Raw genomic sequence first — 13,654 nt, 5'->3', positions numbered from 1 at the left:
GCAACGGCGATGCGGTGGTGCGCAGCCCACCTCGGCCAGCGCGGGCCCGCCCAGCCAGCCACCAAGGACTGTATGGCTGCTAGGCTGCGGTGTGATGCAATGGCCCCTTCGGGCCGCCAGGTCAACTCGGCGCGGGACGCAGCATTGCTCCTGCGGTATGGCGCAGGGTTTTTGCGCTGAGCCTGGCCTTGAACCCATCACTGAGCGATTCTTCAGCATGAGCATGCGTTTTGTTGTTTCCTTGGGCATGGCCGCCGGCCTCGCGCTCACCCTCGGCAGTACGCCGGCCGATGCTGGCCTCGGCCAACCGTTGTCGGCCGCGGCGCAGGACGGCACCCCCATCGCCGCGGCATCCGGCGCGCGTCTGACGGCGAAGGCCGCTTCTGCTTCTACCCCCGCAGCGGCGTTGCCGATTCAAAGCCAATCGATCCAGACCCCGCAGGGCGCCAGCGTCACGGAGTACGCCGGCGCCTCCGGCCCCGTGTTCGCCATCACTTGGCGCGGGCCATTCAAGCCGGATCTGCGGCAACTGCTCGGCCAGTATTTCGCGCCCTTCGTCCAAGGCAGTCCGCGTGCCGGCCTGGGCTTGACCGCTTCTGTGGTGCATGGCGACGACATCGTCGTGCACAGCTTCGGCCGCATGCGCAATTTCTACGGCGTGGCCTGGGTGCCGTCGCTGGTGCCCGCGGGCTTCGATGTCGCGGGGTTGCAGCCATGAGGGCGCCGACTCGAGTGCGGGGCCCATCACTGGGCGGCCTTCGAGGCCCGTGGCGCAACGTCCCACCGATAGGCGGGAGTGCGGCCTTGCGCCATCTGGCTCTTGGTGCCGCGCTGACTGTTGCGGCTTTGTTGGCGGGCTGCGGCGGCGGTGGCGGGGGCAGCGCCCCGAGTGACCCGCCCGCGACCCGAAACCCACCCGTCAGCCTGGCGAATCCGCCGAGCGGGCGCAACGTGGTGCCAGTCAGCATCCTGCAGCTCGCAAGCACCGGCTCGAATACCGCCAACACACCCTATGTCACGGTGACGGTCTGCAACAGCTCTGGCGGTTGCGTCAGCATTCCCGATGTGCTGGTCGATACCGGCTCCGCCGGCCTGCGCCTGTTCGCCAGTTCCGCGCTGAATAGCCTGAACTTGCCGGCCGTGACCACCGGTACAGGAGGTGAACTCGCGGCCTGCGCCCAGTTCGCCTCGGGCTACACCTGGGGCAGCATGCGCTCGGCCATGGTGCAGATCGGGGGCCTGAGCACCGGCTGGGCGATTCCGATCGAAGTCATCGGCGACACCAGCATTCCCCAGACGGCGCCGCAAGCCTGCCAGAACCAGGGCCAAGATTTTTCCAAGTCGTTAAGAAGCGTGGTCAACGGCATTCTCGGCATCAGTAATTTTCAGTACGACTGCGGCGTCGCATGCACCTATCCGCCATCGGCCTATGCCACTCAAAACACGCCCAGTCCCGGCGTCTACTACGACTGCAATGGCGGCACCTGCACGGAAACCAGCGCCAGCTATGCGCAGCAAGGCATCAATCCGATTGCCGCTTTTCCTGCCAGCTACAACAACGGCAGCATCCTGACCTTGCCTGCCGCCTCGCTGCCCTGGGGCTCACAAGCGGCCACCGGCGTGCTGATCTTTGGCATCAATACCGCGAGCAACAACCAGTTGCCGGCTGGGGCGCAGGTGTTCGCGCTCGATCGCTACGGCAACCTGCCGATCGCGGTCAACGGCAGCAGTGGCACCGGCTTCATCGACAGCGGCTCGAACGGCTATTACACCGCGCTGAACCTGCCGGCCTGCACGCAATCCAGCGGTTTCTATTGCCCGAGCCCGGCGGCGAACGTGGCGTTGCAGCTGAGTTCGGGGGCGGCGTCGTCGAGCACCAGCATCACCATCGCCAACGCTGACACCATGTTCCAGACCGGCAATGCCGCGCTGCCGGCCCTTGGGGGCACGGCGGCCATTACAGGCCAGGTGGATCTGGGTCTGCCGTTTTTCTACGGGCGCACGATCGGCACCGGCATCCAGCAGGCTCCGAATTCGAACGACTACGGTTTCGTCGCGTTCTAGGGAACTGTCAACGCTCTTGCGGCGCCTTCGGCCAGGCGGCGAAGGCTGCAGGCGGAGGATGCCGCATCAGCCGCCGAACAAGTCGCCTGGGGCGCGCGGTGCCGCCAGGCCCAGGTGGGCATAGGTGGCGGGGCTGGCGATGCGGCCGCGCGGGGTGCGCTGGATGTAGCCATGCTGGATGAGGAAGGGCTCGATGACATCCTCGATGGTGTCGCGCTCCTCGCCAATGGCGGCGGCCAGGTTGTCCAGCCCCACCGGCCCGCCGCCGAAGCGGTGGACGATGGCTTCCAGCAGTTTGCGGTCCATCAGGTCGAAGCCGAGAGGGTCCACGTCCAGCATCTTCAGCGCCGCATCGGCCACGTCGCGGGCAATGCGGCCGTCGGCCCGCACCTCGGCGTAATCGCGCACGCGGCGCAGCAGGCGGTTGGCGATGCGCGGCGTGCCGCGTGAGCGGCGGGCAATTTCCAGCGCCCCGTCCTGCTCGATATGCGCCTGCAGCAAAGCCGCCGAGCGCTGCACGATGGTGGTGAGTTCCCCGGTGGTGTAGAACTCCAGCCGCGAGACGATGCCGAAGCGGTCGCGCAGCGGGTTGGTGAGCATGCCGGCGCGGGTGGTGGCGCCCACCAGGGTGAAGGGCTGCAGGTCGATTTTCACGCTGCGCGCGCCCGGCCCTTCGCCGATCATGATGTCGATCTGGTAGTCCTCCAGCGCGGGGTAGAGAATTTCCTCGACCACGGGTGAGAGGCGGTGGATCTCGTCGATGAACAGCACGTCGTTGCGTTCGAGATTGGTCAGCAGCGCCGCCAGGTCGCCGGCGCGCTCCAGCACCGGCCCCGAGGTGGAGCGCAGGTTCACGCCCATTTCGCGGGCGATGATGTGCGCCAGCGTGGTCTTGCCCAGCCCCGGGGGGCCGAACAGCAGCACATGGTCCAGCGCCTCGCCGCGCTTTTTCGCCGCGCTCATGAAGATGTCGAGCTGCTCGCGCACCTTGGCCTGGCCGATGTAGTCGGCCAGCACCTGCGGGCGCAGCGCGCGCTCCACCGCCTCTTCCTGCGGCGAGGCGGGTGCCGGGCTGATGACGCGTGCGGCGTCGAAGTTGTCGGCCTGAATGCTCATGCCGTTCAGCCCTTGGCCAGCGCCTTGAGCGCCTGGCGGATGCCGTCGTCCACGCCGCTGTCGGCCGGCAGCTTGGCGACTGTGGCGCTGGCTTCGCGCTCGGAATACCCCAGGGCGAGCAGCGCCTGCAGCACGTCGGCATGGCCGGGCGCGGTGATGCCGCCCACCGGGCGGCCGAGGTCGGGGCCGAGCTTGCCGCGCAATTCCAGCAACAGGCGTTCGGCGGTTTTCTTGCCGATGCCGGGCACGCGCGTGAGCCGCGCCGGGTCTTGTGCGGCGATGGCCTGGGCCAGCTCGTTCACGCTCAGGCCCGACAGCACCGCCAGGGCGATGCGTGCGCCCACGCCGGAAATCTTGATGAGTGCGCGAAACGCCTCCCGCTCCTGCGCGGTGGCGAAGCCGTAGAGCTGGTGTGCGTCTTCGCGCACCGCCAGATGCGTCAGCAGCGTGACGGGCTGGCCCACGGCGGGCAGACCGTAGAGCGTGCTCATGGGCACGTCGATCTCGTAGCCGACACCGGCGCAGTCCACCAGGAGTTGCGGTGGGGTCTTGTCCAGCAGGGTGCCGTGAATGCGTCCGATCATGCCGAGGACTTTAGCAGCCCGGCCCGACACGGCCGCCTGAAGCGGCCAGCGCCAGCCTGGGCCGACTAAACTGCAAGGTTTCGCTGCATCTGCGCCCATGAAACCCCAGTCCTCCTACACCCACGACGAGCTCGTGGCCTGCGGCCACGGCAAGTTGTTCGGCCCCGGCAACGCCCAGTTGCCCCTCGACAACATGCTGATGATGGACCGCATCGTTCACATTGCCGACCACGGCGGCGGCTATGGCAAGGGCGAGATCCGCGCCGAGCTCGACATCAAGCCCGAGCTGTGGTTTTTCGGTTGCCATTTCGACGGCGATCCGGTGATGCCCGGTTGCCTGGGGCTGGATGCGATGTGGCAACTGGTGGGTTTTTATCTCGGCTGGATGGGCGCGCCGGGCCGCGGCCGGGCGCTGGGCGTGGGCGAGGTGAAATTCACCGGCCAGGTGCTGCCCTCGGCCAAGATGGTGACGTATCACATCAACCTCAAGCGCGTGATCAACCACCGCCTGGTGATGGGCATCGGCGACGGCGTGATGTCGGTCGATGGCCGTGAGATTTACACCGCCAAAGACTTGCGCGTCGGCCTGTTCACGTCCACCGAAGGGTTCTGACGAGCCGAGGGTGCCGTGCAGTGCGCGGCCGCCCCCGGGCAATTTCAGGCCACGGCCCTGAGCTTGGCCTGCAGGCCCTTGAGCAGGGGCTCGCGTTCGGCGGCGTCGGCGCGCTCCAGCAGGCGGTTGGCGCCAGAGATGATGGCGCGGATCGATGCCGTGACGATGTTCGGGTCGATGCCGACGCCGAAGGTCGAGGCCGTCATGCCCTCCATCGCCACTTCCACCATGGCCACGGCGCGCGCGCCCGAACCCAGGCCCAGCGCGCGTTCCTCATAGCTTTGCACCACCAGCGGCAAGTGCAGCGCCTGCACCGCGGCGTCGATCGGGCCGTTGCCCTCGCCGCGCAGCGAGACGCGCCGGCCGTCCACCTCCAGCTCCACCCGAATGCCCTGCTGCTGGCCGTGCTCGATGAGGTGGTGCGTCACATAGCGCAGCGGCTCCTCGGCCTTCACATAGGTCTGCTCGAACATGGCCCACAGCTCCTGCGCCGTGACCTCCAGGCCAGTCGCGTCGGTGTGCTGTTGCACCACGCCGCTGAATTCCACCTGCAGGCGCCGCGGCATGACCAGACCGTAAGCCGACTCCAGCAGGTAGGCGATGCCGCCCTTGCCCGACTGGCTGTTGACGCGAATGACCGAGTCGTAGGCACGGCCGAGGTCGGCCGGATCCACCGGCAGGTAGGGCACTTCCCAGATGGCGGTGGCTTTCTGCGCCGCGAGGCCTTTCTTGATGGCGTCCTGGTGGGAGCCGGAAAACGCCGTGAACACCAGGTCGCCCACATACGGGTGGCGCGGGTGGATGGGCAACTGGTTGCAGTCTTCCACCGCGCGCGCGACGGCGTTGATGTTGGAGAAATCCAGCCCCGGATGAATGCCCTGCGAATACAGGTTCAGCGCGAGCGTGACGAGGTCCACGTTGCCGGTGCGCTCGCCGTTGCCGAACAGGCAGCCCTCGATGCGGTCGGCCCCGGCCATCACCGCCAGCTCAGCCGCCGCCACGGCGCAGCCGCGGTCGTTGTGCGGGTGCACCGACAGGACGATGCTGTCGCGCCGGTCCAGGTGGCGGTGCATCCACTCGATCTGGTCGGCGTAAACATTGGGCGTGCTCATCTCCACCGTGGCCGGCAGGTTGAAAATGATCTTGTTCTCGGGCGTGGGCTGCCAGACCTCGGTGACGGCATTGCACACCGACACCGCGAACGGCAGTTCGGTGCCGCTGAACACCTCGGGGCTGTACTGGAAGGTCCATTTCGTCTCGGGCCGCTCGGCGGCGAGCTGCCTGATGAGGGTGGCGGCGTTCACCGCGATTTGCGTGCAGCCGGCTTCGTCCACGTTGAACACGATGCGGCGGAAATTCGGCGCCGTGGCGTTGTAGACATGCACGATGGCCTGCTTGGCGCCATGCAGCGACTCGAAGCTGCGGCGAATGAGGTCTTCGCGCGCCTGGGTCAGCACTTCGATGGTCACGTCATGCGGAATATGGCCGCCTTCGATGAGCTCGCGCACGAAGTCGAAATCGGTCTGCGAAGCCGAGGGAAACGCCACCTCGATCTGCTTGACGCCAATGCCGCACAGCAGCTTGAACATGCGCATCTTGCGTTGCGCGTCCATCGGCTCGAACAGCGCCTGGTTGCCGTCGCGCAGATCGGTGCTCATCCAGATGGGCGGCTGGCTGATGACCTGGTCGGGCCAGGTGCGGTCTTTCAAACCCACGGGCGGCATGGGGCGGTATTTGGTCTGCGGGTGCTTCAACATGGCGGCAATCTCCGGCAAGGCAATCGAAATCGGAAGGCGTTCAGCGCAAACGCTGAACTTCAAGGAGCGACTGATGGCAGCCTGACTGTCGCGCGCGCAGGGCCAGGCTGCCGCTGCGTAGTCGTAGCAGGAGGCGGCTGGTTGTGATGCGTGCGGTGAGCGTGGCGAATGGCGACATGGGGCGGAGCTTTTGGGTCAGAGGCGGGTTCTGCGGCTTGCGCTGGGGTGCAGCGATTCGATCCCGGGCGGGACGGCGGCAGAGCCGTGCGGGGGCGGATCAGGGGCGCGCCGGGCGCAGTCGCCGCGCGCCATCCACACGCAGTAGGCGCAGCATCTGGGCACGCTGCATGGCCATCAGGGCTGCGGCCGAGGTGCATGTGGTGGAGATGCGCATGGTGGATGAACAAGGCTTCATAGCCCTGCAACAGTAGCAAAAACGCTGCCTTGCGTCAAACGCAAGGGGAATGAACGCCCAGAGCGTACGCCGCGCCGCCGGCTCCGCGCCAGAGCAGCTCCGGCGCGTGCCGATCGACCCCCCCATACGATCCCGGCTGGCCTCAAGCCACGGGAACGGCGCCACCTGGCTCAGCGCTGGCCACGCCTTCCTGACCAGGAGTGGCGCCGGCGTCGCGCAGCGCCCCCCGGTTCTGGAAATACGCCGCCGGAGTGGTTCCCAGGGCCTGGCGAAACACCTTGATGAAGGCGCTGACACTGTCATACCCCAGCGACAGCGCCACATGCTTGACGGCCTGGCCCGTGGCCAGCCATTCCAGCGCCTGGGTCAGGCGCGCCCATTGCCGCCACTGCGCGAAGGTCATGCCGGTTTCCTGCACGAATTTGCGGCTCAGGCTGCGCGAGCTGATATCGGCCCAGTGCGCCCATTGCTCGAGACGCCGCGGGTTGGCGACATCGGCCAGCAGGGCGCGGGCGATGGCGAGCAGGCGCGCATCCGTCGGCCAGGGCAGTTGCAGCGGCTCGGTGGGAGTCTGGCGGATTTCGTCCAGCAGCACCAGCAGCAGGCGCATCTGCGCCGGGCCCAAGGGCTTATCGGGCGCCCAGGCCACGGCTCGCTGCATCACCATCACGGCCAGCGGGCTGGCCTGGAAGTTGGTGGGCTCGGCCGGCAGGTCGCCGCAGAATTCTGCGGCCAGGAACGCGCCGAAACCCGCCGTGGGGCCGTAGGACTGCACCGCGTGCGGCACGCTCGGCGGCATCCAGCCGATGCCGCGCGGCGGCGCGAGGAAGCGCCCGCGTGCGGTTTCGACCGCGACCAAGCCCTCGGTCAGCAGGAACAGGGTGCCGCGCGCGTGCACATGGGGGGTCGGATCGAAGGCCACCTCATTGCGCACATTGACGGCAATGAGTTCGGCGCCGCCACCGCTGTCGATGATCTGCTGGATGTCACAAGAAAGTCCCATGGTTCTGGTTTGGCTGGTTCGCGATATAAGTTGGCATAGTAAAGCGACTGCGCCAGGATTTGTGCGCCTAAGATGGATCGACTGCTTGGTTTGGGCCGCGGCAGGAATGGGGGCCTTTCCCTAGAATCGGCGTCCATTGGCTTGGCCGCGCGACCCGCGCAAGTTGGCGCGATGGCCCCCCATGCCGATTCCCCGCCGGCTCGCTCGTCGTCACCATGCCGCACTGCAAACAGGACTAGATGGCTATGCACCGATTGACCGCGCCCCGGCGCGCCTTATGGATGGCCCTGGGCACCGCGCTGCTGGCTGGTTGCACCACGGTCGGGCCGAATTTCAAGACGCCGGCCGCCCCCGCGGTGGGTGGCTACACGCGCGCAGCACTGCCGGCTGGCATCGCATCGGCGCCCGGCGCCATGGGCGGGGCGCAGAACTTGGTCGCGACCCAAGCGGTTGCGGCCGACTGGTGGACCAGCTTCGGCGCGGCGCGGCTCAACACGCTGGTGACCCAGGCGCTGCAAAACAGTCCATCCCTGGCCGCGGCCGAAGCCACCTTGCGCCAGGCGCAGCAAACCTACGCGGCGCAAGCCGGCTCCACGCTGTACCCCACGGTCAACGCCAAGCTCGGGGCCAGCCGCAATGCCTCCAATGCATCGAGCTTCGGCCAGAAGGGCGGTGGCCAGAACATCTACAACCTCTACAACGCCGGCATCGCCGTCAATTACAACCTCGACCTGTTCGGCGGCAATCGCCGCGCCCTGGAGGCACTGGCGGCGCAGGCCGACTACCAGGCCTACCAGCTGGCCGGCGCGCGTTTGTCCCTGGCTGGCAATGTGGTCACCACCGTCTTTGGCCAGGCGCAGGTGGCGGCGCAGATCGGGGCCACCGAAGCCATCCTCAAGGCGCAGCAAAGCCAGCTCGATATTGCCCACAAACGCTTCGAGCTGGGCGCCGCCGCCAAGGCCGACGTGCTCACCCTGCAAACCCAGGTGGAGCAAACCCGCGCCACCTTGCCGCCGCTGCGCAACAAGCTGGAGCAGGCCGACCATCTGTTGGCGGTGCTGATCGGCCAGGCGCCGGGTGCGGCCGACGTGCCGCGCTTCACCCTGGCCGATTTCCAATTGCCCGCGACCTTGCCGCTGGTCGTGCCCTCCGAGCTCGTGCGGCAGCGCCCTGACATCCAGGCCTCCACCGCGCTGCTGCACGCGGCCACGGCGCAGTATGGCGTGGCGGTGTCCAACCTCTACCCGCAGCTCAACCTCAGCGCCAGCCTGGGCACGCAGGCGCTCACCACCGGCGCGTTGTTCGGGCCGGGCTCGATGATCTGGAGCCTGGCCGGCTCGCTGGCGCAGCCGCTGTTCAACGCCGGGCTGAAGGCTGGCGCGAATGCCGCCGAAGCCAGCCTGCAAGCCGCAGGTGCGAATTACCAGCAGACCGTGCTGCAGGCGCTGCGCAATGTGGCCGATGCCCTGCGCCAGCTCGACAACGACGCCCAGACCCTGCAAGCACAGGCCGCGGCGGATGCCTCGGCGCAGGAATCGCTCAAGCTCGTCGAGCAGCAATACAAGCTCGGCGCGGCCAGCTATTTGCAACTGCTCACCGCGCAGCAGCAGGCGCAGCAGACCCGCATCGGCCTGATTGCCGCACAGGCAGCGCGCCTGGCCGACAGCGCGGCGCTCTACCAGGCCATGGGCGGCGGTGTGGTCACCACGGCCGAACCAGCCGCGGGGCACTGATGCCCGGCCTTCAACCCCTTGCACAAAACAGCAAAAACGGAGTCATCGATGACCAAAGGCACCACCAAACGCATGATCATCATGCTCATCATCGCCGCCGTGGTGGTAGGCGGCCTGGTGTGGTTTCAGCAGTTCAAGACCACCATGATCGGCAAGGCGATCAAGGGCATGTCGAATCCGCCGCAGACCGTGTCCACCATGGTGGCGCAGGAGTCGAGCTGGCAGCCCACGGTGGAGGCGCTGGGTAATCTGAGCGCCAGCCAACAGGCCAGCCTGAGCGCCGAAGTCGGCGGCCTGGTGACGGCGATTCATTTCGATTCGGGCGAGAAGGTTCGCGCCGGCACAGCGCTGGTGGAGCTCAACCCGTCGCCGCTGAAAGCCCAACTCGCTCAGCTGCAGGCGCAGGCGGCGCTGGCCGAGCTCAACCTCAAGCGTGATACGGCGCAGCTCAAGGTGCAGGCCATCAGCCAGGCCGTGGTCGATACCGACGCCGCCACGCTGAAAAGTGCGCAAGCCCAGGTCGCGGCGCAGCAGGCGCTGATTGCGCAGAAAACCATCACCGCCCCGTTCAGCGGCCAGCTTGGCATTCGCCAAGTCAATCTGGGCCAGTATCTGGCGCCGGGCACGGCCGTGGTCACGCTGCAAAAGCTCGACCCGATGGAAGTCGATTTCACCGTGCCGCAGAACCAGATCGATCTGGTGCATGTGGGCATGAATGCCGAGGTCCAGACCAGCGCTGTGCCCGGCAAGACCTTCGAGGCCAAGGTCACGGCGGTCGAGCCCCAGGTCAACACCACCACCCGCAACCTCACGGTGCGTGCCCGCGTGCCCAACCCCAAGGGCGAGTTGCTGCCAGGCGTGTTTGCCACGGTGCACATCACCCAGGGCCAGCCGCGGCAGTACATCACGCTGCCCAATGCCGCGGTGGCCTACTACCCCTATGGCGCCACGGTATTCATCGTGAAGGATGACGGCAAGGGGCCGGACGGCAAACCCAAGCTGATTGCCGAGCAGCGCTTCATCACCACCGGCCCGACGCGTGGCGACCAGGTGGCGGTTCTCAAGGGGGTGAAGGCCGGCGAGACGGTGGTGACGGCTGGCCAGCTCAAGCTGCGCAACGGCTCGCCCATTCTGGTGAACAACAGTGTGCAGCCGGCCAACAGCGCGAACCCGCAAGTGCCGAACTCCTGAACGTCTGAGCGTCCGTCCGTCGAAGCTGAGCATCGAGCCTGAACGTCCAACCTGAACACCACGCGGCATCGCACATGAACAAGAAATTCACCGATATTTTCATCGAGCGCCCGGTGCTGGCCACCGTGGTCAGCCTGGTGATTCTGGTGCTGGGCCTGCGCTCGGTCGGCTTGCTGCCGGTGCTGCAGTATCCCTATACGCAGAACGCCGTCGTCACCATCACCACCGCCTACCCCGGCGCCGACGCCAATCTGGTGGCCAGCTTCATCACCACGCCGCTGGAAAACGCCGTCGCCCAGGCCAACGGCATCGACTACATGACGTCGAGCAGTGTCCAGAGCGTAAGCACCATCACCGCGAACCTGCGCCTGAACTACGACCCGGACAAAGCCCTCACCGAGATCAACACCAAGGTGAACTCGGTGCTCAACCAGCTGCCGCCGGCGGCGCAAAAACCTGTGCTCACCGTGAGCATCGGCCAGACCATCGACGCCATGTACATCGGCTTTTACAGCGATGTGCTCAAGCCGAACCAGATCACCGATTACCTGGTGCGCACGGTGCAACCGAAGTTGCAGGCCATCGAAGGGGTGCAGACCGCCGAGCTGCTCGGGGCGAAGAATTTCGCCCTGCGCGCCTGGCTCAATCCGCAGAAGCTGGCGGCCTACGGCCTGACGGCGGCTGACGTCTACACGGCGCTGTCGGCCAACAACTATCTGGCCGCAACGGGCAACGCCAAGGGCCAGATGGTGCAGATCAACCTCTCGGCCAACACCGACCTGAAGTCGCTCGCCGGCTTCAGAAACATGGTGGTGAAAAGCGTGAACGGCCAGGTGGTGCGGCTGGACGACGTGGCCAACGTCACGCTGGGCTCTGACGACTATGACACTTCGGTGGCGTTCGACGGCAAGACTTCGGTCTATATCGGCATCCAGGTTGCACCGGGGGCGAATCTGCTCGACGTCGTTGCCCGCGTGCGCAAGGCCTTCCCCGACATCCAGGCGCAACTGCCAGCCGGGCTCAAGGGCACGATCGTCTACGACTCGACCAAGTTCGTCACCTCGTCGATCGACGAGGTGGTGAAAACGCTGTTCGAGGCCATTCTCATCGTCACTGCGGTGGTGTTCATCTTCCTCGGCTCGCTGCGCTCGGTCATCATTCCGCTGATCGCCATTCCACTGTCCATCATCGGCACCTTCACGGTGATGCTGGCCTTGGGCTACTCCATCAACCTGCTCACGCTCCTGGCCATCGTGCTGGCGATCGGACTGGTGGTGGACGACGCCATCATCGTGGTGGAGAACGTCAGCCGTCACCTCGAGGAGGGCATGACGCGCTTCGACGCCGCGGTGCGCGCGGCGCGCGAGCTGGCCAATCCCATCATCGCCATGACCATCGTGCTGGTGGCGGTGTACGTGCCCATCGGCTTCATGGGCGGGCTCACCGGCGCGCTGTTCACCGAGTTCGCCTTCACCCTGGTGGGCACGGTGGTCATGTCGGCCATCATCGCCCTCACCTTGTCGCCGATGATGTGCTCGCGCCTGCTGAAAGCGCCCGACCCGCAAAGCCGCAGCTGGCAGGACCGCCTGGTGCTGTTCCTCGACCGCAGCTTCGAGCGCCTGCACAAGCGCTACGAGCGCACTCTGCACGGCTCGCTGAACTTCCTGCCGGTGACGGCGGTGATGGCCGTCATCATCCTCGGCTCCATCTATTTCCTCTACAGCACCTCCAAGTCAGAATTGGCTCCGCAGGAAGACCAGGGCGTGCTCATCGCCATCGCCTTCAACAACCCCACGGCCACCCTGGCGCAGCGCGAGCTGTATTCCAGGCAGGTCTACGACGTGTTCAAGACCTACCCGGAAACCGACCATGTGTTCCAGCTCAACACGCCCAGCCAGGTGATTGCCGGCATGGTGCTCAAGTCCTGGGATCAGCGTACAAAAACCTCCAACCAACTGCAGCCGGGGCTGCAGCAAAAGCTCAATCACATTGCCGGCTCGCAGATCGCCGTGTTCCAGCCACCTTCGCTGCCTGGGGCGCGCGGCCTGCCGGTGCAGTTCGTCATCACCACCACCGAGCCGTTCAACAAGCTCTACACCGTGTCGCAGCAGTTTCTGCAGCAGGCGCTCAAGAGCGGGAAGTTCATCTTCCTGCAGTCCGACCTGCGCATCGACCTGCCACAGACGCGCATCGAGATCGACCGCAATATGGCGGCGCAGCTCGGCCTGACCATGCAGGAGATTGGCTCGGCGCTGTCGGCCATGCTGGGCGGTGGCTATGTCAACTTCTTCGAGCTGGACGGCCGCTCGTACAAGGTCATCCCGCAAGTCGAGCAGCGCTTCCGCCTCAACCCCGACCAGCTCAAGCATTACTACGCGCGCACCAGCAGCGGGGTGATGGTGCCGCTGTCCACCGTGGTGCACCTGAAAACCACGGTGCAGCCCGAGACCATCAACCACTTCCAGCAGCTCAACTCGGCCACCATCCAGGGCGTGTCCATGCCTTTCGTGGCGCAGGGCCAGGCGCTCAATGACCTCAAGCAACTGGCGCAGCGCACCTTGCCGGCCGGCTACAGCTTCGACTATGCCGGCCCTTCGCGCCAGTTCGAGCAGGAATCGGGCGGCCTGGTGCTGACCTTCGGTTTCGCCCTGGTCATCATTTTCCTGGCGCTGGCGGCGCAGTTCGAGAGCTTCCGCGACCCCATCATCATCCTGGTGTCGGTGCCCATGGCCATCTCCGGCGCGTTGCTGTTCATCAACCTCGGCATTGGTGGTGCGTCCCTCAACATCTACACCGAGGTCGGCCTGGTCACGCTCATCGGCTTGATTTCCAAGCACGGCATTCTGATCGTGGAATTCGCCAACAACCTGCAGCGCGAAGGCCGAACCAAGCGCGAGGCCATCGAGCATGCCGCCGGCATGCGCCTGCGTCCCATCCTGATGACCACCGCCGCCATGGTGCTCGGCGTCGTTCCGCTCATCACCGCCACGGGCGCCGGCGCCGTCAGCCGCTTCAACATGGGCCTGGTGATCGCCACCGGCTTGTCCATCGGCACGCTGTTCACCCTGTTCGTGGTGCCGGCGATGTACATGATGCTGGGCGCCGACCACAGCCACGAAGCCCGCGCCAAGGCATTGCGCGGCGCCGAGGCCGCGCCGCAAGGCAGCTGAACGCAGGG

The 13,654-nt window shown here is 66.3% G+C and carries 10 protein-coding genes; 6 read left to right on the top strand and 4 right to left on the bottom strand.

Features of this window, described 5'->3' with window-relative positions; translation table 11 throughout:
- Nucleotides 1-217: 217 nt before the first annotated feature.
- Together ACYCUK_RS03990 and ACYCUK_RS03985 are read left to right on the top strand one after the other, a co-directional pair.
- On the top strand, nt 218-718 hold the full coding sequence (locus ACYCUK_RS03990; RefSeq protein WP_461593542.1) for a DUF2844 domain-containing protein: 501 nt from the start codon (nt 218-220) through the stop codon (nt 716-718).
- 86 nt (nt 719-804) lie between these two features.
- Nucleotides 805-2,064: a DUF3443 family protein gene (locus tag ACYCUK_RS03985; RefSeq protein ID WP_461593541.1), complete on the top strand. Its 1,260-nt coding sequence runs from the start codon at nt 805-807 to the stop codon at nt 2,062-2,064.
- Between the two features lie 66 nt (nt 2,065-2,130).
- On the opposite strand, the gene ruvB is transcribed toward ACYCUK_RS03985, so the two are convergent.
- Both ruvB and ruvA read right to left on the bottom strand, forming a co-directional pair.
- Complete coding sequence (gene ruvB, locus ACYCUK_RS03980; RefSeq protein WP_461593540.1) at nt 2,131-3,180, bottom strand: Holliday junction branch migration DNA helicase RuvB; 1,050 nt, start codon at nt 3,178-3,180, stop codon at nt 2,131-2,133.
- A 5-nt stretch (nt 3,181-3,185) separates the two neighbouring features.
- The gene (ruvA, locus tag ACYCUK_RS03975) at nt 3,186-3,764 is read right to left on the bottom strand and encodes a Holliday junction branch migration protein RuvA (protein WP_461593539.1); all 579 of its coding nucleotides are present in this window, start codon (nt 3,762-3,764) and stop codon (nt 3,186-3,188) included.
- Between the two features lie 97 nt (nt 3,765-3,861).
- On the opposite strand from ruvA, the gene fabA reads away from it, so the two are divergent.
- Nucleotides 3,862-4,377: a 3-hydroxyacyl-[acyl-carrier-protein] dehydratase FabA gene (gene fabA, locus ACYCUK_RS03970; protein ID WP_461593538.1), complete on the top strand. Its 516-nt coding sequence runs from the start codon at nt 3,862-3,864 to the stop codon at nt 4,375-4,377.
- 44 nt (nt 4,378-4,421) lie between these two features.
- Here fabA and leuA read toward each other — a convergent pair whose 3' ends face one another.
- The gene (gene leuA / locus ACYCUK_RS03965; RefSeq protein ID WP_461593537.1) at nt 4,422-6,134 is read right to left on the bottom strand and encodes a 2-isopropylmalate synthase; all 1,713 of its coding nucleotides are present in this window, start codon (nt 6,132-6,134) and stop codon (nt 4,422-4,424) included.
- 557 nt (nt 6,135-6,691) lie between these two features.
- Nucleotides 6,692-7,552 (bottom strand): helix-turn-helix transcriptional regulator, encoded by an 861-nt coding sequence (locus tag ACYCUK_RS03960; RefSeq protein ID WP_461593536.1) that lies wholly within the window; start codon nt 7,550-7,552, stop codon nt 6,692-6,694.
- A gap of 245 nt (nt 7,553-7,797) precedes the next feature.
- On the opposite strand from ACYCUK_RS03960, the gene ACYCUK_RS03955 reads away from it, so the two are divergent.
- The 3 genes from ACYCUK_RS03955 to ACYCUK_RS03945 all read left to right on the top strand — a co-directional run bounded on the left by ACYCUK_RS03955 (nt 7,798) and on the right by ACYCUK_RS03945 (nt 13,646).
- A complete protein-coding gene (locus ACYCUK_RS03955) occupies nt 7,798-9,285 on the top strand; it encodes an efflux transporter outer membrane subunit (protein ID WP_461593535.1) in 1,488 nt (495 codons plus the stop codon).
- A 48-nt stretch (nt 9,286-9,333) separates the two neighbouring features.
- Nucleotides 9,334-10,476 carry an efflux RND transporter periplasmic adaptor subunit gene (locus tag ACYCUK_RS03950; RefSeq protein WP_461593534.1) on the top strand — a complete coding sequence of 381 codons (1,143 nt, stop codon included), beginning with the start codon at nt 9,334-9,336 and terminating at the stop codon, nt 10,474-10,476.
- 74 nt (nt 10,477-10,550) lie between these two features.
- A complete protein-coding gene (locus tag ACYCUK_RS03945; RefSeq protein WP_461593533.1) occupies nt 10,551-13,646 on the top strand; it encodes an efflux RND transporter permease subunit in 3,096 nt (1,031 codons plus the stop codon).
- Nucleotides 13,647-13,654: the final 8 nt, after the last annotated feature.

This window comes from Thiomonas sp., from assembly GCF_054608695.1.
The sequence above is the reverse complement of the archived record's forward strand: the minus strand, read 5'-3'. Positions and strand labels throughout refer to the sequence as shown.